22 protein-coding genes are annotated in these 24,843 nt (G+C 59.9%); 13 read left to right on the forward strand and 9 right to left on the reverse strand.

What is annotated here, in order from left to right; genetic code table 11:
- The first annotated feature begins 4 nt into the window (after positions 1-4).
- The 5 genes from U4Y88_RS19760 to U4Y88_RS19780 all read left to right on the forward strand — a co-directional run bounded on the left by U4Y88_RS19760 (position 5) and on the right by U4Y88_RS19780 (position 7,111).
- A complete protein-coding gene (locus U4Y88_RS19760; protein ID WP_321785791.1) occupies positions 5-2,002 on the forward strand; it encodes a hypothetical protein in 1,998 nt (665 codons plus the stop codon).
- Positions 1,999-2,727, forward strand: a complete 729-nt coding sequence (locus U4Y88_RS19765; RefSeq protein ID WP_321785793.1) for an HNH endonuclease signature motif containing protein — start codon at positions 1,999-2,001, stop codon at positions 2,725-2,727. Before U4Y88_RS19760 ends, U4Y88_RS19765 begins: the two co-directional genes overlap by 4 nt.
- A gap of 363 nt (positions 2,728-3,090) precedes the next feature.
- Positions 3,091-3,252 (forward strand): hypothetical protein, encoded by a 162-nt coding sequence (locus U4Y88_RS19770; RefSeq protein ID WP_321785795.1) that lies wholly within the window; start codon positions 3,091-3,093, stop codon positions 3,250-3,252.
- Positions 3,249-4,091 carry a hypothetical protein gene (locus U4Y88_RS19775; RefSeq protein WP_321785797.1) on the forward strand — a complete coding sequence of 281 codons (843 nt, stop codon included), beginning with the start codon at positions 3,249-3,251 and terminating at the stop codon, positions 4,089-4,091. The genes U4Y88_RS19770 and U4Y88_RS19775 overlap by 4 nt, the downstream gene beginning before the upstream one ends.
- Positions 4,061-7,111, forward strand: a complete 3,051-nt coding sequence (locus tag U4Y88_RS19780; protein ID WP_321785799.1) for a DEAD/DEAH box helicase — start codon at positions 4,061-4,063, stop codon at positions 7,109-7,111. The genes U4Y88_RS19775 and U4Y88_RS19780 overlap by 31 nt, the downstream gene beginning before the upstream one ends.
- Before the next feature lie 289 nt (positions 7,112-7,400).
- Here the strand turns inward: U4Y88_RS19780 and drt4 are convergent, their stop codons facing one another.
- The 4 genes from drt4 to dnaA all read right to left on the reverse strand — a co-directional run bounded on the left by drt4 (position 7,401) and on the right by dnaA (position 14,947).
- Entirely contained in the window at positions 7,401-9,014 is a 1,614-nt protein-coding gene (drt4, locus tag U4Y88_RS19785; RefSeq protein ID WP_321785801.1) for an antiviral reverse transcriptase Drt4, read from the reverse strand.
- Between the two features lie 444 nt (positions 9,015-9,458).
- Positions 9,459-11,930 carry a DNA topoisomerase (ATP-hydrolyzing) subunit B gene (gyrB, locus tag U4Y88_RS19790; RefSeq protein ID WP_310630161.1) on the reverse strand — a complete coding sequence of 824 codons (2,472 nt, stop codon included), beginning with the start codon at positions 11,928-11,930 and terminating at the stop codon, positions 9,459-9,461.
- 114 nt (positions 11,931-12,044) lie between these two features.
- Positions 12,045-13,148 (reverse strand): DNA polymerase III subunit beta, encoded by a 1,104-nt coding sequence (gene dnaN, locus U4Y88_RS19795; RefSeq protein WP_321785803.1) that lies wholly within the window; start codon positions 13,146-13,148, stop codon positions 12,045-12,047.
- A gap of 221 nt (positions 13,149-13,369) precedes the next feature.
- Positions 13,370-14,947 (reverse strand): chromosomal replication initiator protein DnaA, encoded by a 1,578-nt coding sequence (gene dnaA / locus U4Y88_RS19800; protein WP_321785804.1) that lies wholly within the window; start codon positions 14,945-14,947, stop codon positions 13,370-13,372.
- Positions 14,948-15,435: 488 nt separating this feature from the next.
- Here dnaA and rpmH point away from each other — a divergent pair, with 488 nt between their 5' ends.
- From rpmH to yidC, 4 genes are all read left to right on the forward strand, one after another.
- Positions 15,436-15,570 carry a 50S ribosomal protein L34 gene (gene rpmH / locus U4Y88_RS19805; protein ID WP_004198824.1) on the forward strand — a complete coding sequence of 45 codons (135 nt, stop codon included), beginning with the start codon at positions 15,436-15,438 and terminating at the stop codon, positions 15,568-15,570.
- Between the two features lie 75 nt (positions 15,571-15,645).
- The gene (gene rnpA, locus U4Y88_RS19810; RefSeq protein ID WP_415774467.1) at positions 15,646-16,116 is read left to right on the forward strand and encodes a ribonuclease P protein component; all 471 of its coding nucleotides are present in this window, start codon (positions 15,646-15,648) and stop codon (positions 16,114-16,116) included.
- 98 nt (positions 16,117-16,214) lie between these two features.
- Positions 16,215-16,445: a membrane protein insertion efficiency factor YidD gene (gene yidD / locus U4Y88_RS19815; RefSeq protein ID WP_028211944.1), complete on the forward strand. Its 231-nt coding sequence runs from the start codon at positions 16,215-16,217 to the stop codon at positions 16,443-16,445.
- Positions 16,446-16,474: 29 nt separating this feature from the next.
- On the forward strand, positions 16,475-18,142 hold the full coding sequence (yidC, locus tag U4Y88_RS19820; protein WP_224018404.1) for a membrane protein insertase YidC: 1,668 nt from the start codon (positions 16,475-16,477) through the stop codon (positions 18,140-18,142).
- Between the two features lie 139 nt (positions 18,143-18,281).
- Here the strand turns inward: yidC and U4Y88_RS19825 are convergent, their stop codons facing one another.
- Complete coding sequence (locus tag U4Y88_RS19825; RefSeq protein ID WP_224018402.1) at positions 18,282-18,707, reverse strand: transcriptional regulator; 426 nt, start codon at positions 18,705-18,707, stop codon at positions 18,282-18,284.
- Between the two features lie 375 nt (positions 18,708-19,082).
- Between U4Y88_RS19825 and mnmE the strand changes: the two genes are divergently transcribed.
- From mnmE to U4Y88_RS19845, 4 genes are all read left to right on the forward strand, one after another.
- The gene (gene mnmE / locus U4Y88_RS19830; RefSeq protein WP_321785854.1) at positions 19,083-20,483 is read left to right on the forward strand and encodes a tRNA uridine-5-carboxymethylaminomethyl(34) synthesis GTPase MnmE; all 1,401 of its coding nucleotides are present in this window, start codon (positions 19,083-19,085) and stop codon (positions 20,481-20,483) included.
- Positions 20,484-20,694: 211 nt separating this feature from the next.
- Positions 20,695-20,901, forward strand: a complete 207-nt coding sequence (locus tag U4Y88_RS19835) for a hypothetical protein (protein WP_224018400.1) — start codon at positions 20,695-20,697, stop codon at positions 20,899-20,901.
- Positions 20,902-21,164: 263 nt separating this feature from the next.
- Complete coding sequence (locus U4Y88_RS19840) at positions 21,165-21,377, forward strand: hypothetical protein (protein ID WP_310630163.1); 213 nt, start codon at positions 21,165-21,167, stop codon at positions 21,375-21,377.
- A gap of 474 nt (positions 21,378-21,851) precedes the next feature.
- A complete protein-coding gene (locus U4Y88_RS19845) occupies positions 21,852-22,874 on the forward strand; it encodes a S1C family serine protease (RefSeq protein WP_310630164.1) in 1,023 nt (340 codons plus the stop codon).
- Positions 22,875-23,012: 138 nt separating this feature from the next.
- On the opposite strand, the gene U4Y88_RS19850 is transcribed toward U4Y88_RS19845, so the two are convergent.
- The 4 genes from U4Y88_RS19850 to U4Y88_RS19865 all read right to left on the reverse strand — a co-directional run bounded on the left by U4Y88_RS19850 (position 23,013) and on the right by U4Y88_RS19865 (position 24,772).
- A complete protein-coding gene (locus tag U4Y88_RS19850; protein ID WP_321785806.1) occupies positions 23,013-23,360 on the reverse strand; it encodes an ecotin precursor in 348 nt (115 codons plus the stop codon).
- 197 nt (positions 23,361-23,557) lie between these two features.
- Entirely contained in the window at positions 23,558-23,719 is a 162-nt protein-coding gene (locus U4Y88_RS19855; RefSeq protein ID WP_167371405.1) for a hypothetical protein, read from the reverse strand.
- A 177-nt stretch (positions 23,720-23,896) separates the two neighbouring features.
- Positions 23,897-24,523: a LysE family translocator gene (locus U4Y88_RS19860; protein ID WP_224018385.1), complete on the reverse strand. Its 627-nt coding sequence runs from the start codon at positions 24,521-24,523 to the stop codon at positions 23,897-23,899.
- Positions 24,524-24,562: 39 nt separating this feature from the next.
- Positions 24,563-24,772 (reverse strand): hypothetical protein, encoded by a 210-nt coding sequence (locus U4Y88_RS19865; protein ID WP_321785808.1) that lies wholly within the window; start codon positions 24,770-24,772, stop codon positions 24,563-24,565.
- Positions 24,773-24,843 lie beyond the last annotated feature (71 nt).

Consider the following 24,843-nt stretch of genomic DNA (forward strand, 5'->3'; position numbering starts at 1 on the left):
AACAATGACACGCTGGCTCGAGGGACACAAGCCAACTCACAAGCATCCTCGACTATGGGTTGAAACTGTATGGCTGGTCGAATCTCGGGAGCCTCTAGTCCTGACGCGTGTTATCAGTTTGCATCAAGGGCTGAACATTGTATGGGCCAAGGAGTCGGCGTCGAATGCGACCCCGGGCCTGTCCAGCGCTGGCCATGGGGTCGGGAAGACATCGCTGTGTCTTCTCATGCGATATGTACTGGGTGACGATGCCCCTTCCATCTCGACGTTGCGCGACAAGGCTTCGAGCGGCTTTCCAAAGGGAGGCGTTGCGGCGAAGGTCCATATCGATGGCGTGACGTGGTTGGTCTGTCGGCCGTATGGGGCCTACAGCCATTCCCTTGCCGCGCAGTGCGAAACGCTAGAGCAGCTTCTTCAGGGAGATGTCTCCAATGATTTCCAGGCATATCTCGATGCGTTGGAGCAGTTCTCAGTTGGCCGCCTCGCCGCACAATCGTTGCCCGGTACGAATCACCAACTTAAATGGCGGCATCTACTGGCCTGGTGCATCAGGGACCAGCGAACGCGCTTTGACGGGTTCTACCACTGGCGCGACGGTGAGGGTTTAGGCTTCACAAGACCGCGGCGGGACCCTCCACTGTTCGTCGGGTCTGTTCTCGGCCTCGTGGATGCCGAACTGGACCAGCTGCTTCGCGAGATTGAGTCAAAGCAAATCCAGTTCGACCAAGGGAAGGAACGAATTCCAGAGTTGGAACGCGCGCCGGTGTTTGCTCTTGCTCATGCCGACCGTCAACTACGTATCCGGCTTGGTGCCGGAGAGGACGAGCCGCTCTATGCTGCAACCATTGGCCAGTCCATCGAGTCCCGTGTTCTAGCCGCTTTCGAGACCGCTCAGCAAGAGGATGAGCGCTGGGAACGTGAGGTGGAGCAAGCCGAGGAGCAACTGGCACAGGAGCAAATTCGCCTCACAAATCTCAATCACGCGATGCGGCTGGCTGAGGCCGAGGTGGGCATCGCGAAGGCGCTCGTCGACGCAAACCGAGAAGACTACGAGCGATTGACTAACGTTCGTGACCGGTTGGAGGGGCTCGACGGTGGTCGATGTGACCACGGCAACGTCGAGTTTTCCGCATGCCAGTATATCCAAGACCGGAAAAGCGCTGTCAGGCTGACGTGGCATCGGGATGGTAAAGAAGTGCACGCGAATGCTCAGGAACTCGCACTACAACTTGCCCGCCGCGAAGCTGAACTCCGAGGTGTGTCAACTGCAGTCTCCGAGCAATCTCAACGAATCTCAGAGAAAAAGGCCGAGCTACGCCGGGTTCGAGTGCGAATTGCGACAAACGAAAGTACTAATACGCTTCTGAAAAAGTCTTGGGACGAGCTTCAAGCGTTGCATTCACAACGAGTTCAAGGGATTGACACGTTTGATTTAATACAAGCACGGCAACGGCAGGAGGAGCTTGAGTCGGGCCTAAATCGTCTTCGGACTTTGGCTGCGGACCGACGGTCACAGCGGTCGGCACGAGTTGATGCAATTAAATCCCTAACTGCATGCGTATCGTCTCGGCTGCTGGGGGCCGAAGGGCACGCCCGCTTTGTTCCAGACGATGAGGTTCGCCCGTTTGGGGTCTTGCGCGGTGGCGAGGCTTATCAGGTCCTGGAGGTTCTTCTCGGCGACATCGTCTGCTTGCTGGACTCGGCCACGTCCGAGGTCAGTAGCCATCCAGGGTTCCTGGTTCACGACTGTCCGCGAGAAGCCGACATGAGCGAGCGTCTCTATAGAGAATTCTTTCTTGTAGCGTCCGAAGCTGCGGCGCAACTTGGTGAGGATGGCGCTGTCCCGTTTCAGTTCATCGTGACGACCACTTCGCCTCCGCCAGAAGAGGTACACGGGGACCGATATGTTGTGCTGGAGCTTGAGCCGGGCGCTGAAGAAAAGCTTCTGTTTAAACGGGAACTATTGCCTGAATTGCCCGGTTTTGAGCAGCCGAGGGAATGATGACACCGCTTGAGCGCCTTCGCGTCGAGAAAGCTGCTTCAGATTGTGGCTTTGAGCGCACGCCTATTCTGCTGAGCGACGGCGGGCTAGAGTTGCGCTCGGTGCAGTTTCCAGAAGCGATATTCGTAAAAATTCGCGAGGGTGCGCTTCGCGTTTCGGCTTCGAACGAAGTCTTATTGGATGGCGCAGCCACCAGTGAAATCTCTGTGGGTGATTTGGACCAGCTTTACGTTGTCCTCCAACGTGCCTCGGCCATCGCCAGAACCATACCAAACCGTGTGGCTGACCAGTTCCGACGCGCGAAGAAGCACCTACCTCAAACTACTGAGGCAGAGCGCCTGGTGGTACAACGTGTCGGGCAAGACTTGTATCGAAGCGCACTGATGGATTACTGGCAGAGACGCTGCTGCGTAACGGGCCTCGCCGTCCCGGCCTTGCTACGAGCCTCGCACATCAAGCCTTGGGCTAAGTGCCAAAGCGACGACGAGAGGCTGGACGTGTTCAACGGGTTTCTGCTTGCGCCACACGTGGATGCGCTGTTCGACGATGGTTGGATTTCATTCTCGGACCAAGGCAGCTTGCTTGTGTCGGATGCCTTGCCGTCCGCTGCCAGGACTCAATTGGGGGTATCCCCTGAATGGACGATTCGGAGTCTGAAGCCAGCTCATGTGCCATACCTGATGTTTCACAGAGCCAACGAGTTTCGTAAGGACTCTAGCCGATAATGAAACCGGTCGGATTGAATCTCCTGCCGGTGAAACAGCTTGCACTAACCGCGCCGGTGCTTCCAGAGGTCGGCGAATATGCATAGTGCATAAATTTAGTGTTTTAAATGGGAATCTAGCTGTCGTCGGGCTCCGTTTAGCTTTTGCGGAGGCGCAGCTCGCCGCTTTGAGTATGGTCTAATATTACGGTTCCGGGGACCACCATGCAAAACTTCACTCAATATCAAGAAGAAGTTTGGGCTGACGTAGCTAAGACTTTAAAAGACCTGCAGTGTCAACCAATCATCTTTGTGTCTTCGGGTTTCCCCCGACGAACCCGTCAGCGCCTTCACGGGGAGAATTGTTGCCCGAATCAGCCGCGAAATGCGCAACCAACGAGAGCGGATTCACATACTGCAAGCGACAAGCAAAGAAGCCGACGTCCCCAAAGATGCAAATACCACGCACATGGTCGTTAAGGTGCTAGAACAGTTCAACAGCACAGGCGCTGCCATGGAAGAAGGCGCTGATGTTGGTTATGAATGATTGCGGGGAAAATTTTGTCGAAACTTAGAAATTATGTCGCGAAAGAGTTGGTGCTTGCGCCAACAGCGACCGGCGTTACAGCGATTCGGGACGGAAGCCGAACTGTTTTGGCTGACGACTATAAGGGGTATTCGCTGGGCAAATACCTCACGGGACAACTTCCGAAGCACTATCGGACGCTTGATGCTATTGCCTCAGATTTCGAATCGGGAAATTCCTGTTTGGAGGCGGTACTGGGCATGATTGCCTGCATGCCAACGGTCGCTTCATTTCAGAACAGCCATTGCGGAGAGATTGCGGCAGCACAATTCGTCGAAGAGCTGCTCGGCTATCGCCGACTCTATTCAAAGCTGACAATGACAACGTCGGAAAATACCAATGCACACAAGATGGATGGTCTGTTCGTGAAGACGAGTTGTACTCCGTTCGAGTACCTGTTCGTAGAGGCAAAGAGCAGCATTCTACCGACCGTGAAAACGAAGACCAAGACGCATAGGTCGGGCATATTGACAGCCATGCTGGAATCCCTTCACACGTATGACGACGAGGACCCGCGATTCGAATTCGCTAGGATTAGGGATAACTTGGAAGAGTCGTTCGCGATTGATGAGGCTAAGATAATAAGAGGTGATTTGACTCCCCCCGGGCCGGATAATTTGAAATTCCTCGGTATCTCCGTGACAAATGCATCCACCGTAAATACTGACGATGATGATTTTATATTATCGAAACAATGCGATATTAACTTCGATTACTATGCTCTTGTAGTTACAGACTTAGCTGAGCTGGCAAAAGACGCATACGGCCGGTGGATGAACATGAAAGCGGCGGCGGCGTAATGTTTACAATCGAGCAACTCTCCGAATGTATGTCCGAGCCTTGGTTTTTGGAAGGCTATTCGGCGCTTGAGCGCAACTTATTTCTCGCTCGACTCGGTCAGCCTCGCGAGCCACTTTCTCGAACGGTTCGGAAGCAATTGAAGCGCTTCGCGCAAGCAGTGATTTCGAGCGCCGCGGATTGGGAGAATCCACGGGAGAATCATGCGCGGATGCTGTGTCAGTCTGCGGCGGATATCGAGGCGAGTCTATCGATTGAAGGTGAAAGTGATGCACAGCAGGCTCACCTGTCTCACTTGAAGGCTATCTTCCTGTACGAACTCGCGGGCCTGCCGGGAGCTAGCTCGTCCCATGCTGCCCGCAATGGTTTCGACCCGAGATTTCGCGCTTTTTTCACTCGCGATAGCGATTCCATCTGGCGGAGCGCGACAAATGACTGGGCCTCTTTTTCTCCTCCAATAACTCTCTCGGTCGAACTCACTGAGCTGGAAGCCCCCGTACTTCTCGAGGAGAGTCTTGGTGAAATCCTAGCTGGCGCTGGTCGTAGACTTCAAGAGACTGGAAAAGGCGGGGCAGAGTCTGGTGACCTCAAATTATTAGGCAGTCTCGCGGGTGACTTTGCCTTAGGGGTGACCGGCGATGACGTCTTGGCATTGAAAAAATTGCTCGCGTTGCGCACGGCGAACAGCTCTCTATCTGTGATTCCGCAACACAGTGCGCTCACAATTGAAGACCTGCGGGCAATTTCCGCCCCGGTGGAGCTCTGGCCCGCCCAGTCTGTCGCATTAAGGGAAGGTTTGCTTGATGCTGAAATGCGTAGCTTTGGGTTTGCCGCCCCAACGGGAACAGGCAAAACCGCTCTCACGCGAATTCTGATTGCGAATGCACTGAAAGCGAACCCTGGAAGTAAGATTTTTTATCTGTGTCCTAGCCGTGCGCTAGTGCATGAGGTTTGGTCCGACCTTTCCAACTCGTTAAGCGGTATCGGGGCAAATGTTTTTGAGGCGGGTGCGCACTTAACTGCTCATCAGACTCTTGGCCCTACGTCCGGGTCTCCCGACGTCATCGTTTTCACTCCCGAGCGCGCGGATTTGTTGCTTCGCGTCGACCCCGAATTTTTGGAGCAGACCTCACTGGTAATTGTGGACGAAGCTCACCACATCGAGCAAGGAAGTCGCGGTGTTCTGCTTGAGCTCTATTTGTGGCGGTTGAGAAGAATGATTCCCACGTCCGCGAGAATTATTCAGCTGTCAGCCGTTGCTCCGAATATCTCGGAGTTGACATCGTGGCTCTCGAGCAAGGAATCGTCGCATGCGGTCATGGTTGACTCGCGGACCAGCCGGCTTCGGGTCGGCCTGTTGAGTCGAACACAGGATGGGGCAGCTTATCTTCAATTCCAACAAGGGAGCCCGTATGTAGTGCTTCCTCAGGGGAGGCTGCCTGACGACGACGAGAAGGGTCTGGCGGTGCTCGCCAATACTATGGCGAAGAACAGCATCGTCCTCGTCCTTTGCATGAGCCCCGGTTCTGCTGAACGAGTTGCGAAAGCAGTGGCGGACCTTCGCAGCGAACACCAGGACGTGAGTGACGACATCTCGGAGCGGCTTGACGCGTGGGTCGAGCGCGAACTCCATCCTGAATCCGAACTGCGAACTCATTACAAGAAGCGTGTCCTTTTTCACCACGCCCAAATGCCACCGAGAGTGCGTCTGGGCATCGAAGAAGCTGTCCGCGCCAGAAAGGTCGACGTCATCTGTGCGACTACGACGTTGGCGGAAGGGGTCAATTTTCCTTTCTCTACTGTCATCGTCGAATCACTAGTGGGACATAACTTTCAGCTTTCGCCGCGCGCGCTGTGGAACATTGCTGGCCGCGCGGGTCGGTTTGGCGTTGATACAGAAGGGCTTTGTATCCTCTATAGACCAGAGCTTTGGGCCAAGCGGTTAAGAGACTACAAAATTGAGGACTATCTTCAGACCGCATTGGGAGACATTCCCCCTGTCAGGTCGGCTTTGGCACAAGGAATCTCCAAACTCAACGAACTGGTTCAGAGTGGCAAGTTATCGCTGGATGTGCTAGACAATGTCTCGTTATCGGGGATTAAAGTCGGCGGTAAGGTGACAGCAGACGCGAAGGATGTTCGCGCACTAGTCAACATCATGCGAGTAGGCTATGCGCACGCCAGCTCCACGGGCATCGTTGACATCAGGGCCGATGCAGCACCGGAGTATGAAAGCCAACTTCTCGCCTCGATGCAGTTGAGCAAATCTGAGCGAGAATTTGCTGTCCGTCTAGGAGCGCAGCAGCGGAAGGTCGTCAAAGCGGCAACTGATGAAAATCCAGCTCTTATTGAAATCGCGGCGCGGGTAGGCTGGTCTCTGGAAGCTCAATCGAACATCTACAGGTGGTTAGAGACTACAGATAACTGGCAATTGGAGCGATTCGGACGACTTGTTCTGGGCGGCTACATCATGGATGTTTCGAATGTTAGCTACTTGATTGGACCGGTCGCCAAGCATTTGCTCGCTTTCGATGGCGAGGCGCTGGGTGGAGTATATTCGTTCCTCGCGAAGCAATGGATTGCCGGAATGCCTCTCTCGAAGTTTGAAGTGCGCGGTTCATTCGGCCAAATGATTGCAAGAATCTACGGACGAATGCAGTATTTGCTCCCTTGGGGCCTCTTTGGAATGCATGAGCTTCTGAAATATGAAGCGAATTGTAGGGGTATTGTGGTCGGCGACGGCGTCAGCGCGCTTTCGGTGCTCGCTGCCGAGGGCGTGCCGAACTTTGACGCGTTGACGCTGACATTGTCGTTAGGCGTCGAGCGCGCCGACGCGACACGACTATCACAGGCGTACAAGCCGTTCAGTTCTAAAGCCACGCATATTGTGGACTGGCTTGCTGCGCTGTCGTGGTCTCGCGCGGAAGAAATTGTGCGAGGTACCGACCAACGTCGTGTCGACCCGACGTTTCGAGCCTTACATCGCCGCTTGGTTAAAGAGCGGATGCAGCGGGAAATCTAAAAATGACATGTTCGTGGCTCATTGCGTATGCGAGGCACCGGTGAGAATAGAATGTTCTCACCGTAACGATACGAAGCGGCCCTTCAGCCGCTCTCCTAGAACATCTAGTTCACGACAGCTGCCCATACCGATAGCAGGTCATGGGGGGCGTTCTTGGATGGTCGGCCTCGACGCGGTGACGACGGTGTTTCACTGTCTTTTCCACTACGAGCGCGCCGCATCTCACGGGGGGCGATGTATTGGTATCCCGCGCGGAACAGACGAACGTCCACCTTGAATACACTGGGGCTCAGTCGCCCGATTCCGCGGCCAACCAGGTCGCAAACGGCAATATGTCGTCTGGCGCTAAGAAAGGATTGTTCAGAACCTCGCAGTACCGCTCCGCCGCTGTCTTTTCGCCATCCCTCGGCACAAAATTGACGTTGTATTGCTTCAAAACATCGAAGGAAGGTTCGTCATCAATCGCGATGGCTCCGTGCAGGTGGAGCTGATAGAGCAACAACCACTGCTGGTCTCGTTCCATCAGGCTTGCCGCCTTGACATCATTCGCAAACGCAACCAACCGGTCGTCTGCTTGATGGAGCTCATACAGCAGTGTGCAGGCAACGCAATCTCTGGACATCAAAACTGCGTCTATAGCCGAAGAGCTAACCTTTAGTTTTGCCACCTTTAGAAGATGCAACGGCCACACCATGCCATCCGAACGTCGATGTCTGGCATTCTCCACAATGATAGTGTTGAGCTGCTCCTCATAAGGTTCGAGAAAGTTGTTTTCGTTTTCTGCCAGCTTTGCGAGGTATGGAATCAACGAAGGAAAATGCCAGCTCAGATTCACCAAGTAGTCAGCAACCGTCGCGAGTGCGTTCTCCGTGAGATATGGCAGCATTGACCCAACCGCGTATCGCAGAACACTCCCGTCCCGCGTATCCTTGTTAAGTCTCGTAGCGTAGTCTAGATAGTGAATTGCGTCGGCGCTGTGCATCTTCGCAATGCCATTTTCCTCTCTGACTAGGCGGCTATCGAGCGCGGTCCCTAACGCCATCACCCATGGCTCAACTAGCGGTTCCGGTAGCTCCACAATAGCTGTTTTATCTATGCTCAGCCGGAGTCTGTATGCGGACAAAGCGTCGGCTAACAGGTTGAGAAAATCGTTAGCCTTTTCGTGCGTCTCGCAATAGCAAATGTAGTCATCAATGTATCGGCGAAACTCGAACTTAGCTTCACGCAGCTTGGCGTCAACTTTGCCAAGAATCAGTTCAACGATGACACTCGACGTACCCGGGCCAATTGCCGTGCCTACCGTCTCGCCTCTACGCGCAGCACACTGCAGCGTGTCAAGTTCGTTGCTCCAGTGTTTTGCACCCCGGGTACGCACGCGATTCTTTTCTTGCTCGAAACCCACCGTCGCCCACGGGATGGAATGAGCGTAAATGCTATGGAAACATCCGGCGATGTCAGTGTGAACCCGAAAGCGCTTTCCGAAGCTCGTCGTCAGAGCAAGCTTAGTCTTCTCATGCGGGTCCTCGTAATTCATTATGAGCAGACGCCCGTCGTCGTGATACTCCGGCTTGACAGCGCTATTCGGACTATCAATGAGCGGGGCGAGTTCGCTCCAGTTAGCGGCCATGTTCACCGCAATTCTTGAATATGCCCGAGGATGAATCAACGACAACTCACGAGGCACGTTGTCATATCGCGTCATGAAATATGAAACGTCGTCATACCACGAGTTGCCGCGGTCCAACGAGTCTTTGCACGCGGCCACGAGTTGTGCAATTTCTGGTGTGAATTGCCGCGTAGAAATACTTGGGGGAAGTTCGCCGACCCGAAACTTCTGGTTCGGGAAGTAGTTCCAGCGAGTCAAAGCTTCAAAAGCGTATCGCGTGTCTTCGCGCAAAAACATGGACGTTTACCAAGAAGGGGACAACGCGCCAACATCCGAGACAACGGCCATTAGGACATCGCTGAATGTCAGAAAGCCTCTGCGACTCTCGCGTCTCCAGCAATGGTGCGCTTTAACACAGCTGGTGGCATAGTGAGCGCCGTGCATGCGTCTATCTACAAAGAGTGCAATTGCGAGAGAGCGAACCGGGTCCCTCGACTACGATGCTCTGCGACCAACGAGAGTTGGGTGACTACGTCGGGCGCTGAACCGCTTTCCGTACGCCAGCGTCCCCGTGATTGCTGCGCAGACGGAGAAAGCGAGAGCACACGAACATCGTGCCCCTTGTTCTTGCGGTTGTGAGGTCTGTTACTGCCGTCATCTGGCTATCGGGGCGCATCCATCAATAAATGTCTCAATGGATGCTTCCCAAAATCTCAGGTTATGGCTCTCGCTACAACACCATCAAACATCAATATTCCCCGCCCGCAGCGCATTGCTCTCAATAAACGCGCGACGCGGCTCCACATCGTCACCCATCAACGTAGTGAAGATCCCATCGGCAGCAATAGCGTCCTCGATCTGCACGCGCAACAAACGACGCACAGCCGGATCCATCGTCGTTTCCCAAAGCTGCTCAGGATTCATCTCACCCAAGCCCTTATAACGCTGCTTGGAGACATTGCGCTCAGCATCCGCAATCAGCCACTTCATCGCGCTCTTGAAGTCCGTCACAGCCATGCTACGTTCACCACGTTTGATCAGCGCATTCTTGCCGATCAAACCCTTAAACGTATTAGCCGTATTCACAAGCTGCTGATAATCCGCGGTCAGCTGGAACTCTTCATCAATAACAGAAACCTTAACGTTCCCATGATGACGACGTTCCACACGCAGCGAACGTTGCTCACGCACCGGGTCATACATCGGCACGACTGAAACCTCAGGCTTCAAAGGATCATCGCGCAGCTGCGCTTCGAGCGCCCGAGCCGAAGCCTCCGTCGACGCTTCACTCGAAAGATCAATCGCCACGCCATCCATAATGGCCTCAAGCGCGCGCACGTCATACAGACGCGACAACCGATCCACCACCGCCCGAGCCAACTGATACGACCGCGCCAGTTCACCCAGCGCATCGCCCGAAATCGCCGTCGCGCCTTCCGTCGGCACCAGCTCCGAGCCATTCAGCGCCAGGCGCAGCATATGCGCGTTCAGATCGGCGTCGTCCTTCAGATAACGCTCGTCCTTGCCCGCCTTGAGCTTGTAAAGCGGCGGCTGCGCGATATACACATAACCGCGCTCGATCATCTCCGGCATCTGGCGATAGAAGAACGTGAGCAGCAGCGTGCGGATGTGCGCACCGTCCACGTCCGCGTCGGTCATGATGATGATGCGGTGATAACGCAGCTTATCGAGGTTGTAATCTTCCTTGCCGATACCGCAACCGAGCGCGGTAATCAGCGTGACGATCTGCTCCGACGAGAGCAGCTTGTCGTAACGCGCCTTCTCGACGTTCAGCACCTTGCCGCGCAGCGGCAGGATCGCCTGGAACTTACGATCGCGGCCCTGCTTGGCCGAACCGCCTGCGGAGTCGCCCTCGACGATATACACCTCGGACTTCGCCGGATCCTTCTCCTGGCAGTCCGCGAGCTTGCCCGGCAGGCCCACGCCGTCGAGCACGCCCTTGCGTCGCGTCATCTCACGCGCCTTGCGTGCGGCGTCGCGCGCACGCGCGGCGTCGACGATCTTGCTGCAAATGGTCTTCGCGTCGTTCGGCGTTTCCTGCAGGAAGTCTTCGAGCGCCTTCGCCACGACATCTTCCACCGGCGCGCGCACTTCCGACGACACCAGCTTGTCCTTGGTTTGCGAGCTGAACTTCGGCTCCGGCACCTTCACGGACAGCACGCACGACAGACCTTCGCGCATGTCGTCGCCCGAGGTTTCGACCTTGGCCTTCTTGGCGATTTCGTTGTCGGCGATGTACTTGTTGATCACGCGCGTCATGGCCGCGCGCAAGCCCGTCAAGTGCGTGCCGCCGTCGCGCTGCGGAATGTTGTTCGTGAAGCACAGCACGCTTTCGTTGTAGCTGTCGTTCCACTGCATGGCGACTTCCACGCCCACGCCGTCCTTCTCGCCCGAGATGTAGAAGATGTTCGGGTGCAGGACCGTCTTCGCCTTGTTGATGTACTCGACGAAGCCTTTCACGCCGCCCGCGAACGCGAAATCGTCTTCCTTGCCCGAGCGCTGGTCGGTCAGGCGGATACGCACGCCGTTGTTCAGGAACGAGAGTTCGCGGATGCGCTTGGCGAGAATGTCGTAGTGATATTCGACGCTGCCGAAGATGGTTTCATCGGCCATGAAGTGCACTTCGGTGCCGCGGTTTTCCGTGTCGCCGACCAGCTGCATGGGCGAGACCGTCACGCCGTCGCGTTCTTCGAGCACGCGGTTCTGCGGCACGCCACGGTGGAACTCCATGAAGTGCTTCTTGCCGTTGCGGCGCACGGTCAGGCGCAGGAAGCTCGACAGCGCGTTCACGCACGAGACGCCCACGCCGTGCAGGCCGCCCGACACCTTGTAGCTGTTCTGGTCGAACTTGCCGCCCGCGTGCAGCTCGGTCATCACGATTTCAGCGGCGCTGCGCTTCGGATCGTGCTTGTCGTCCATCTTCACGTCCGTGGGAATGCCGCGGCCGTTGTCGGTGATCGAGATCGAGTTGTCGGCGTGAATGACGACGCGAATGTCGTTGCAATAGCCGGCGAGCGCTTCGTCGATGGAGTTGTCCAGCACTTCGAAGACGAGGTGATGCAGACCGGTGCCGTCCGACGTGTCGCCGATGTACATCCCGGGACGCTTGCGCACCGCTTCCAGACCTTCGAGGATCTGGATCGACGAAGCGCCGTAGCTGTTGTCGGGTTGCGAGTTGTTCGTATCAGTCATGGAATTTTTCCGGTTCTGCTGTACTGCCAGCGTTACTGCTCGAGACTTTTTGAAAAGCCATAAAAACGCCAAAGGGGCGCAGCGCCCCCTGGTGTTCTTCTTCTGTCGCGCTTTTTAGATGCGCATCGGCATCACCACGTACTTGAATTCCTCGTTCTCGGGAATCGTGATGAGCGCGCTGGAGCTGGAGTCGCCGAGGCTCACTTCCAGCGTGTCGACCTTCAGGTTCGCGAGGACGTCGAGCAGATACGTGACGTTGAACCCGATGTCGATGGTGTCGCCCTGGTAGGCGATTTCCAGTTCTTCCTGCGCCTCTTCCTGGTCGGCGTTGGTCGACATGATCTTGAGCTGACCCGGCTCGATGATGCAGCGCACGCCCTTGAACTTGTCGGACGTGAGAATCGCCGCGCGTTGCAGCGAGCGTTGCAGTTCTTCGCGGCCGATCTGGAAGGTGTTCTTGTGCGCCTTCGGGATCACGCGCTGGAAGTCGGGGAACTTGCCTTCCACGAGCTTCGAGACGAGCTCGACCTGGCCGAACGTGAACTTCACCTGCGTGGAGCCGATGTCGATCTTCAGCGTGTCGTCGATGTCTTCGAGCAGGCGCTGGAGTTCGAGAATGGTCTTGCGCGGGATGATGACTTCCTGGCGCGCGAACGAGCCTTCGATCTTCATCGACGAGAACGCGAGGCGGTGGCCGTCGGTGGCCACGGCCATCAGCTGGTCGCCGTCCACCACGAGCAGCATGCCGTTCAGGTAGTAGCGGATGTCCTGCTGCGCCATCGCGAAGTAGACCATGCCGAGCAACTGGCGGAAGGTCTTCTGCGGCACCGCGAGGTTCGCGCCGAAGTCCTTGGCCTGCGCCACCGTGGGGAACTCGTCCGCGGCGAGCGTTTGCAGGGCGAAGCGGCTCTTGCCCGACTGCACCGTGAGGCGCTTGTCGGCGAGCGTGAGCGTGACCTGGCCGTCGGGCATCGCGCGCAGGATGTCGAGCAGCTTGCGTGCGGCGACCGTGGTCGCGACCTGCTCGCTGCCAACGCCGAAGTCGGCCGTCGTGGTGATCTGCAACTCGAGGTCGGTCGACAGGAACGAGACGTCGGAACCGGTTTTGGTGATCAGCAGATTGGCGAGGATCGGCAACGTGTGGCGGCGTTCGACAATGCCGCTCACCGTTTGCAGCGGCCTCAGCAGGTTATCGCGTTCGGTCTTGACCAGTTGCATAGAGTTCCTTCGTTGATGTGACGGTCTGCGCACCCTGTCCGGGCCGGGCGTCGTGCGCCCGATCCCGGCGCCGCCCTGCAGCACAGGCCGTGGCGTGGAATCCGCCCGGTCGGCCGGAGCGCCGGACGGTTAAACCCATATTGTGCCTGAAAACGGACCACTTCCCTAAATTGGGGGCGATCCACGCAATAAACAGGGGGAACCTCAGGGGAGCCGCCCCGTCAGCCCTTGAGGGTTTGCTCCAGAACGTGCAGCTCGTGGTTGAGCTGGGCGTCCTTGGTGCGCTCGTCGGCGATCTTGCGCACGGCGTGCAGCACCGTGGTGTGATCGCGTCCGCCGAACAGCTCGCCGATTTCCGGCAGGCTTTTCTGCGTAAGCTCCTTGGCCAGGTACATCGCGATCTGGCGCGGCCGCGCGATGTTCGCGGGGCGCTTCTTCGAGTACATGTCGGCGACCTTGATGCTGTAGAAGTCGGCCACCGTCTTCTGGATGTTTTCCACCGAGATCTGGCGGTTCTGCACCGTCAGCAAATCCTTGAGCGCTTCCTTGGTCAGCTCGATCGAGATTTCGCGGCCGTGGAACTTCGAGTACGCGAGGATCTTGCGCAGCGCACCTTCGAGTTCGCGCACGTTCGAGCGCAGATGCTTGGCGACGAAGAACGCGACATCTTCATTCAGGCTCACGCCTTCCGACTGCGCCTTGCGCATCAGGATGGCGACGCGCATTTCGAGTTCGGGCGGCTCGATCGCGACCGTCAGGCCCGAGTCGAAACGCGAGATCAGGCGGTCGTCGATACCCGAGATTTCCTTCGGATACGTGTCGCTCGTGATGATCACCTGCGCCTTGTTGGCGACCAGCGCCTCGAACGCGTAGAAGAACTCTTCCTGCGTGCGCGACTTGCCCGAGAAGAACTGAATATCGTCGATCAGCAGCAGGTCGAGCGAGTGGTAGTAGCGCTTGAAGTCGTCGAACGCCTTGCGCTGGTACGCCTTCACCACGTCGGACACGTACTGTTCGGCGTGGATGTAGCGGATGCGCGCGCCCGGCTTGTCGATCAGCAGCTGATTGCCGATCGCGTGGATCAAGTGGGTCTTGCCGAGGCCCACGCCGCCGTACAGGAACAGCGGGTTGTACGAGATGCCGGGGTTGTCGGCGACCTGGATGGCCGCGGCGCGCGCGAGCTGGTTCGCCTTACCGGTCACGAAATTGTCGAACGTGAGCACCGGGTTGAGCTTCGAGCGCTCGTAGGTCGGATCCGGCTCGGCGCTGGCCGCGGCGGCCGCGCCCTGGCCCGGACGCCAGCTGCGGCGGCCGGCGGCGGCTTCGTTGGCGTCGAGGCTCGGCAGGTCGAGGTCGGCTGCGTCGTCGGCGTGAGCCGCGCTCGCGGTTTGCGCGGCGGCGAGGCTGTTGATGGCGGCGACAGCGGCGGCGCCCGCGTGGATCGGCGCGGCTTGCTGCATGGCGGAGATCGCCGAGGCGGCAGCGGGCGCGGCTTCGGCGGCGGCCAGCGGCGCGCGCGGAGCCGGAGCGGCGACAGGCGCGCGCATACCCGCCTTCGGGTCGAGGACGAATTGCACGTCGACGGGCGTCTGCCAGAAGTCGCGCGCCAGATCGGTGATCCGGCCCGAGAACTGACTTTTGACCCAGTCGAGCTTGAAGCGGTTGGGAGCGGCTATCTGCAGCGTGTTCGCCGCAGCGTCGAAGGCAACCGGGGCCAACGGTTTAATCCACGTCACGTACTGCTGGGGCGTCAACTCGCGCTCCAGTAGTGCGGAACAGTGTTGCCAGAATTCGTTCATCGAGATGCTGTGGTCGTTTTGTTTGCGTGCAAATGCCTTCGCGCCGCGCGTGTCGCACAAATGCAACAAGGCCCTGGCGGGGCGAAAACAAATGCTCCGGACGCCCGCGCGGCAAGGAGTTGCGGCAAGCAGGCGGGCCGGAGCGGCAAGCAGGATTCTTGGGATAGCCGAGATTCTAACGCCGAAAAGCCCTGGCCAGGAAGTTATCCACAGGGACGGATCAAGGGGGCGTATCTTCTCCCATAGTCTGGGCGAGCGTCGCGCAACAAGGCGCCGCACGAATACGGGACGGAGCGATTTGCACCGGATTTGCCTCCTTCGCGGACCCTTCGCGCGGCCTTCGAAGCGCTAACCCGCTCTAACCTATTGACGGCCAACGAAAAACCGGATTAAATAGCGGGTTCCGCGAAAACCAATCCCTTGTACCACCGGCCATTGCTTTTTTCCGCGATGCTCGCCGCGGTCATTTCTCAACAAGTGAGAGCAACATGAAACGTACTTACCAACCTTCCGTTACCCGTCGCAAGCGTACCCACGGCTTTCGCGTGCGCATGAAGACCGCCGGTGGTCGCAAAGTGATCAACGCACGCCGTGCGAAGGGTCGCAAGCGTCTCGCCATCTAAGCGCGCCGCTTTCCAGTTTTGTCGATAGCACCGCTATCAGCACAATCGACCACGATCGACGATAGCGGGCCAGACGTGAAACTGTCGGACGAAGCGGACAACGCGAACGAGGTGCCTCACAGCACGTCGCGAACGCAGGCCGCTTTCCCGAAAGCCGCAAGGCTACTGAAAACGGATGAGTTCTCATCCGTTTTTCGTTTGCGCCCCTGGCGCCGCGCCGCGCACTTCGTCGTGTACGGGCGCGCCACCGGCAACGAGGCGCGGCTCGGGCTCGTGATCGGCAAGAAGTACGCGCCGCGCGCGGTCACGCGCAACCTGGTGCGCCGCATCGCCCGCGAGGCGTTTCGCTTGCGCCGCGCGCAGTTCGAAGGCTTCGACCTGCTGCTGCGCCTGCATACGAAATTCGACCGCAAGGCCATGCCGTGTGCTTCGTCGCCGCCGCTGAAGACACTTTGCCGCACCGAAATCGAGATGTTGCTCGACAAGGCCGCGCGCGAAGTCGCGAAGCGGCGCGCCGCGCCCGAGACGGGCAGCGCCGCCTCGTGAGGGCCGTGCGCCGGTCCGTCGCGATTGCTGTGCAGGCCGCGCCCGCTGGCCGGGCACGACGTTCGTCTTTCCAAGCGGCGCTGTCCGGCCGCCACGCCATGCAAACGGTACTGATCGCTTTACTGCGCTTCTACAAGCTTGCCGTGAGTCCCCTGCTCGGCAACCGCTGCCGTTTTTACCCTTCCTGTTCGGATTACGCGCGCGAGGCAATCCAGTATCATGGCGCCGCGCGCGGGACTTACCTCGCCGCGCGGCGGCTTTGCCGCTGCCACCCGTTTTCGGCGGGCGGCGTCGACCTGGTCCCGCCTGCATCTCCGAAAAAGCGCTGACGCGCCTTCCATCGACACTGAGACAACGCATGGATATCAAACGCACCGTCCTATGGGTCATCTTCTTCATGTCAGCGGTCATGCTGTACGACAACTGGCAGCGCGACCACGGACGTCAGTCGATGTTCTTCCCGAGCGCGACGCAAACGCAGCAGGCCGCCGCAAGCGGCGCGACGCCCGCGAGCGCGGCTAACGCCGCCTCCGATCTGCCGGCCACGGCCGCAGGCCAGGCGCCCACCGGCACGGCCCAGCCCGCCGAAGCCGCCGCGCAGCTCGTGCACTTCCGTACCGATGTCTACGACGGCGTGATCGACACGCGCGGCGGCACGCTCACGAAGCTTTCGCTCGTGAAGGAAGGCGACGGCAAGCAACCCGACCAGTACATCACGCTGTTCGACCACACCAAGGACCACACGTACCTCGCGCGTACGGGTCTGCTGGGCGGCGACTTCCCGAATCACACCGACGTCTACACGGTCGCCAACGGTCCGCGCGACCTGAGCGGCGACGCCACGTCGTTCCAGATCGCCCTCGAATCGCCCGAAAAAGGCGGCGTGAAGGTCAGCAAGACCTACACGTTCACGAAGGGCAGCTATGTGATCGGCGTCGACACCAAGGTGCAGAACGTCGGCAGCACGCCGGTTTCGCCCACGCTCTACATGGAGCTCGTGCGCGACAGCGAGCCGGTCGAAACGCCGCGTTTCTCGCATACGTTCATCGGCCCGGCGGTGTACTCGAACGAGCATCACTTCCAGAAGATCACGTTCGGCGACATCGACAAGAACAAGGCGGACTACGTGAACCAGGCCGACAACGGCTGGGTCGCGATGGTGCAGCATTACTTCGCCACGGCGTGGATTCCGCAGCAGGGCGTCAAGCGTGACATCTACGTCGAGAAGTTCGACAACAACCTCTACCGCGTGGGCGTCAAGCAGCCGCTCGGCACGATCGCGCCGGGCGCGACCGACAACGTGCAGGCACGCCTGTTCGCCGGCCCGGAAGAGGAGCGCATGCTCGAAGGCATCGCGCCGGGTCTGGAGCTGGTGAAGGACTATGGCTGGGTGACGATCATCGCCAAGCCGCTGTTCTGGCTGCTCGAGAAGATCCACGGCTACGTGGGCAACTGGGGCTGGGCGATCGTGCTGCTCACGCTGCTGATCAAGGCTGTGTTCTTCCCGCTGTCCGCCGCGAGCTACAAGTCGATGGCGCGCATGAAGGAAATCACGCCGCGTATGCAGGCGCTGCGCGAGCGCTTCAAGAGCGACCCGCAGAAGATGAACGCGGCGCTCATGGAGCTCTACAAGACCGAGAAGGTGAATCCGTTCGGCGGCTGTCTGCCGGTGGTGATCCAGATTCCGGTGTTCATCTCGCTGTACTGGGTGCTGCTGTCGTCGGTGGAAATGCGCGGCGCGCCGTGGATTCTCTGGATTCACGACCTTTCGCAGCAGGATCCGTTCTTCATCCTGCCGGTGCTGATGGCCGTCTCGATGTTCGTGCAGACCAAGCTGAACCCGACGCCGCCGGACCCCGTCCAGGCCAAGATGATGATGTTCATGCCGATCGCGTTCTCGGTCATGTTCTTCTTCTTCCCGGCAGGTCTCGTGCTGTACTACGTCGTGAACAACGTGCTGTCGATCGCGCAGCAGTACTACATCACGCGCATGATGGGCAAGAGCAAGAAGAAGGAAGCCGCGTAAGCGCGGGTTCCGGTCTCTCAGGCCTTAGCCGCAAAAAAAGCCGCCCGGTGCAAACCGGGCGGCTTTTTTATTTGTCCGTGGACAGGGACGACGCGTTATTCGCTTGCAGCCGCAAAGCGCGCTCAGGCGATACTGGCGCTCAGCGTTTCTCCGGGCCGCCGTAGAACTGCGAAACGAGTTCTTCCAGCAAATAGCGATGGTGCGGGCTCAGCGACTCGATCTTCGAAGCGAGTTCGAGCGTTTCCTCGGAAAGCGGGTAGCGCTCGTCGGGTTTGCGCGGCTTCGGTGTGGTCCCGGTCGCCGGCGTTTGAGGAGAAGGGCCGTAGTGCAGCCAGTGCACATCCACGTCGAGCCAGCTGGCGAGCGTCTGCAATTTGTCGTGCGTGGGAATGGTGCGGCCGCTCAACCATTTGTGAGCCGTTTGCGGCGAGACCGGATGCTCGCCGTGGTGGCGCAGATTGAACTTGTTCGCCAGATCCGTGCTGCCGCGCGGTTTGTCGGGCGAGCGCCGCATCGCCAGTTGCAGGCGTTCAGCGAAGGCGGCTTTTTCTTCGGGCGTTGGCATGGGCCAGATTGTGCAATCGGCTTTTGTCGAAGTTGGCAACTGGTTGAGCTAGATCTAGCTCATATAAGTTAGAGTTCGCCTGAAGTCGCAAGTAGCGCAATAAATCGGTTGCGAATTGGGGCGCGATTCGTCGATGCCTGTTAATGCGGCGTTGTGCCGACGAGATGCCTGCGAGATCCGCTTCGCGCTCCGAAAATCGCAGCCGCGCTCTAAGATCAATCTTAGCCAATCTGAGATAAATTGAGATAAGACTCGGCGAAGCCGGGCGCCAAGGCGCTCGCGCGTGCCGCGTTACAATCCACGCACTTTCTTTCCGGCGTCCGTCGCGGCGTCGGCCTGCCCGTTGCGGCCTTGACCACCTCGATTCATCCCGCCATGCTCGCCACCGATTCCGATCCCATCGTTGCCATTGCCACTGCGCCCGGACGCGGCGGGATCGGCGTCGTGCGGGTCTCGTTCGGCCGCGCGGGCGCGGCTGCCGCCGAAACGCTGATGCAGGCGCTCACGGGCCAGACGCTCGCGCCGCGTCATGCGAGCTACGTGCCGTTTCTCGACGGTGAAAGCACCGCGCTCGACCGCGGCATCGCGCTGTATTTCCCGGCGCCGAATTCGTACACCGGCGAGCACGTGCTCGAACTGCAGGGGCACGGCGGCCCGATCGTGCTGCAACTCGTCTTGCAGCGCTGCATCGAGGCAGGGCGCGCGTTCGGCCTGCGTCTGGCCGAGCCCGGCGAGTTCACGCGCCGCGCGTTCCTCAACGACAAGCTCGACCTCGCGCAGGCCGAAGCCGTCGCCGACCTGATCGAAGCGAGCACCGAAGCAGCGGTGCGCTCGGCGGGCCGCTCGCTCGACGGCGCGTTCTCGCGCGATATCCACGCACTCGTCGACGACGTCGTGACGCTGCGCATGCTCGTCGAAGCCACGCTCGACTTCCCCGAAGAAGAAATCGATTTCCTCGAAGCCGCCGACGCGCGCGGCAAGCTCGCGCACATCCGCGCGCAACTCGACCATGTGCTGGCTGAGGCGCGTCAGGGCGCGCTGCTGCGCGAGGGCCTCGCGGTCGTGCTCGCGGGGCAGCCGAACGTCGGCAAGTCGTCGCTGCTCAATGCGCTCGCGGGCGCGGAGCTCGCGATCGTCACGCCCGTCGCGGGCACCACGCGCGACAAGATCTCGCAAACCATCCAGATCGAGGGCATTCCGCTGCACGTGATCGATACGGCGGGTCTGCGCGACACCGAAGACGAAGTCGAAAAGATCGGCATCGAGCGCACGTGGAGCGAGATCGGCCGCGCCGACGTGGTGCTGCATCTGCTCGACGCGCGCGTGGGCATGACGCCCGAAGACGAAGTCATCGCGGCGCGGTTTCCGGCGGGCGTGCCGGTCGTGCGCGTGCTCAACAAGACCGATCTCACGGGCGTCGAGCCCGCCGTCGCCACGCGCGCGGCGAGCGACGGCTCGCAGGTGTGCGAAGTCCGTTTGTCGGCGAAGCAGGGCGACGGTGTGGCGCTGCTGCGCGGGGAACTGCTGCGCATCGCGGGCTGGCAGGCGGACGCGCAAAGCGTCTATCTCGCGCGCGAACGCCATCTGATCGCGTTGCGCGCGGCGCGCGACCAGCTCGCCAACGCAGCAGCGCATGCCGATCAAAATGCACAGGCGCTCGATCTCTTTGCGGAAGAATTGCGGCTTGCGCAGGAATCGCTTAATTCCATTACCGGCGAATTCACTTCCGACGATTTGCTCGGCGTGATTTTCAGCCGTTTTTGTATTGGGAAATAACGCGCCTTTTTACGCGTTTTCGTTAGCCCTTCGAAAGGCAAAATCCCCGAATACGCCGCCGATTCCCATTGCGAGTTCCGCATAAACGTAAGGAATCGCTACGCGCCCCGCGTGGCAGCGCCGCCGCGCCTTTAGACGGTAATTCATCGTCACACATCGTTTCGTTTTCAAACGAAGCGCACGCCGACAATACGTGCATCAGGAGAAAACGATGAAGACGATCAAACTCTGTTGCGCGATTGCGCTGGCCGCCGGACTCGCCAGCCTCACGGGATGCGTAGTGGCGCCGCCTTATGCGTATGCACCGGCGCCGGCTTATGGATACGGCTACGGTTATGCGCCGGGTTATTACGCGGCGCCGGCCGTCGATATTGGGGTAGGCGTGGGCGGCTATTACGGCCGCGGCTGGCGACATTAAGCACTCCCGTAGAACCACGCGCAATACCTCGCAAAATGCGTGTGAATAGCGCGCTAGCCACACCAGGATATCTCCCGATCCGAGCCTGTCAACCGATCGTCAGGATGGCTGAAATGCCCGGCTGGCAAGGCTTTGATCCGGGGTGGAACACGCCCTCACAACGCCCTATCAGAAGTGATAGCTATACACCTCCGAGCGGCGAATTACAGTTGTTTACACGAAATCCAGTCAATGAGATTTCGATGATCTCCGGGGGGTGAAAAGTGAAGTTTATCGATCAGGAAATCGCGCACATCATGCGCGTCATGGTGCCATCGCTGCTGACTGAAGGCGCGATCCCCATCCTTTCGTTCGAGTATTGGCACAAGCGCCTCTCGAATCTGCTCGATACGGCACAGCTCTCCCACGCCCAGTTTTGTACGATCGACTCGCTCATGACCCAGCTCGAGCGCCTGCAAATACGCGCCGCTGCCTGAGCATTCCGCTCGTCCCGGCCGATGCCCGCGGTAATCCGCAAAAAGGCACGGCCCGCCGATTTACCTCGCCATGTAACCCGAGCATGGATTAGCCCGCCTTCGCGCGGGCTTTTTTCTTTTTAAGGATTCCGCAGCAATCGGCGCACGACCAACACGACCAACGCCCACGACATGTGCGCAATGCGCGGACGAAAAAATGCCGCGGCAGGGGCCGCGGCGAAGAGCTTGCCTACTGACAACACGGCGCGAGGGGACGTCGCCGCCGAATCATTGTCACGGCTGATTCCTGGGCCATCAATGGCTACGAGGCCGATCTGACAATCCTTAACCGTCGCGCCTCGTTCGTGCCGCCAGCCGTCCGCGCGCCCTGCGTTATGACCCTCCAAGGCGAAGTTTTCCCGCTCGCCGAATCCATCTTGAAATCCCGGCGGACTCCCTGCATGTAGAGCCCACTTTCATCGGAGAACATCGATCGTGGGAAGCCGACCTGCCTTCATCGACGATCTGGCTCGGGATCTCTCGCCCGACGGCGCCCACGTGCGCACCGCGAGCGACGAAGCGATTCTCGACGCCTATTCGCAAACTGTCATCGGGGCGCTCGAGCGCGTGCAGCACGCCGTCGCCCATATCGCCGTCGAGCATCGCCCGACCGGCCACGCCGCGGCGCGCGGCGGCACCGGCTCGGGCTTTTTGTTCACGCCCGACGGCTATCTGCTCACCAACAGCCACGTCGTGCATGGCGCGAGCGCGCTGCGCGTCACGCTCGCCGACGGCTCGACGCACGACGCCGACCTGATCGGCGACGACCCGAGCACCGACCTCGCCGTGCTGCGCATCGGCGCGTCCGAGGCCCTGCCGCACGCCACGCTTGGCGAATCGGCGAAATTGCGCGTCGGCCAGATCGCGATCGCCGTCGGCAGCCCGCTCGGACTCGCGCAGACCGTCACCACGGGCGTCGTGTCGGCGCTCGGGCGTTCGCTGCGATCGGCCTCCGGGCGCATGATCTACGACGTCATCCAGACCGATGCCGCGCTCAATCCCGGCAATTCGGGCGGACCGCTTGTCAACTCGGCGGGCCAGGTGATCGGCGTGAACACGGCGATCATCCCGGGCGCGCAGGCGATCTGCTTTTCGACGGCGATCGATACGGCGAAATGGGTCATCACGCAGCTGTTCATGCACGGACGCGTGCGCCGCGCCTATGTGGGCATCGCCGGGACCAACGTGCCGATCGCGCGCAAGGTGCAGCGCTATTTCGAGCTGGCCACGACGACCGGCGTGCGGGTGATGGAAAGCGTGAAGGGCAGTCCGGCGGCGCAAGGCGGCCTGCGTGTGGACGACACGATCGTTGCAATCGACGGCCTGCCCGTCGACAGCATCGATGCGCTGCAACGGCTGCTCGACGCTTCGCGCATCGATCGCGCGGTCGAATTCACGGTGATCCGTTTGACGCAGAAGTTGAATCTGCAGGTGACGCCCGTCGAGCAGGCTTCTTGATCAGCGATGGCGACACGCGAAAGCGCGCCGCCCAAATGACTCGCGGCCGCCTCCGGGAAACCGGAGCGCGGCCGCGTGTGACGGATCGGCTCGAAGCCGGGTGACTTGTTGACCCGTTGCCGATCCGTTGCCAGCCTGTTACCAGCCCGGCTGCCCATACCCGCCATACGGCGGCGGCGGCGCGGGTTGGGGCGGCCCGCACGGCACGTAACGGCCCGAATACTGATCGTAGCAGCCGCCCGGAGCGGGCGCCGCGGCATAGACCGGCGCAGGCTCGGCGTAGACGGGCACGGCTACCGGGGCCGGTTCGGCATAAACCGGCGGCGCCGCGACCACCGGGCCGTTGATCGCCGCACCCACCACGGCGCCGATCAGCGCGCCGCCCACGAGCGCGCCCACCACGTCGCCACCCCCATCGTGCGCGCTGGCCGGGCCAGCCGCCACCACGCATCCTGCCAGCACCAGTACGGCTGCAATCTTACGCATGTCGTTCTCCTCGAGAACTGTATGAAAACATGCAAACGATTGTGGCCCCGAAGCGCGGATACAGGTGCTGCAAAGGGTAACGACGAATTACGCGGATGATGAATTAACGCGACGCCGGACGAACGCCGGCGCGCGCCAAAGCCAGAGTGCGCGCGGCCCGGACCTGTAGAGACCGGGCGCGACGCCGGCTCGCTTCATCAATGATGAAGAATGCTGCGTAACGGATGACGCCAGTCGATATGGTGATCCCCGGCGAGTACGCGCTGTCGGTGCTCCTCAAGAATCTCGTCTGAGAACAGGAATACAACAATGACGAGGGGGATGACCAGAAACGCGCCCAGTATTACGTGTTCGATCACGATTACCTCCTGGCTGTCAAGCGGTTGCAATTGCATTGTAGCTGGAACGCTACAGTTTGCACGCCGGGCGTCGACTTATTCGGAAACGAACGTGATCCGCCGTACGTAAAGCCTTGAGCAGCGCGCGTGCCCGCCTTCGCAAGCCGGGAAAACACCGACGGGCGAGGCCGGGCGCATTCAGGCGGCCGACCGCTTCCAGACGGCGGCGAACAGGCCCGCGCCGATCAGCAGCGAGCCGCCGGTGCGATTGACCGCGCGCTGCACGCGCGGGCTGCGCACGGCCTTGCGCGCCGCGGCGGCGAGCAGCGCGTAGCCGAAGGCGTTGAGCGTCGCGAGCACGAGGAACGTTGCCTCGAAGACGACGATCTGCGGCAGCGCGCGCAGATGCGGGTCGATGAACTGCGGCACGAACGCGACGAAGAAAATGATGCTCTTGGGGTTCAGCGCCGTGACCGCGAAGGCGTGCGCGAAGATGCGGCCGGTGCGCGTTTCGCTGGTATCGGGCGCTTCGGGGTTCGCCACGGGCGCGCGCCAGAGCTTGATGCCCAGATAGATCAGGTACGCGGCGCCGACCCACTTGAGCGCGGAAAACAGCGTCGCCGAGGCGGCCAGAATCACGCCGAGGCCGAGCATCGACGCGGTCATCGCCGTGAAGTCGCCGAGCGCGACGCCCGCGGTGGTCGCGAGCGCATAGCGGCGGCCGTGGCCGAGCGCGTAGGACACGACGAGCAGCACCGTCGGCCCCGGAATAGCGACGAGGATGGCCGAGGCGATCGCGAACGGCAGCCAGTGAGCGAGAGTCATGGGAGTCTCCTGAAGGGAAGCCCGATTGGGAAGCCCGATTTATCCACGAAGATCGGGCGTGCGCAAGTCGCGATATGGCGGCGGCGGCGGCGCGATCGCGGCGAGCCTGGCATCGTTTTTATTCAGCGACTTGCGAATGCACGCGAGCATTTCGAAGCGGGCGTCGAAGGTCTTTATGTGCGGCGCGTCATGCGGGTTACGCGCCGTCCGGGCGCGGCTTTCGTTGCCGCCTGTTGCGCCTGCACACAAGTTGTTCTTGCACTCCCTTCGCGCTCCTCTACATTGAAAGACGCGGGTCGGACGTGGCCGTTAAATACATA

This window comes from Paraburkholderia sp. J94, assembly GCF_905220285.1.
Classification (GTDB): Bacteria; Pseudomonadota; Gammaproteobacteria; order Burkholderiales; family Burkholderiaceae; genus Paraburkholderia; species Paraburkholderia tropica_A.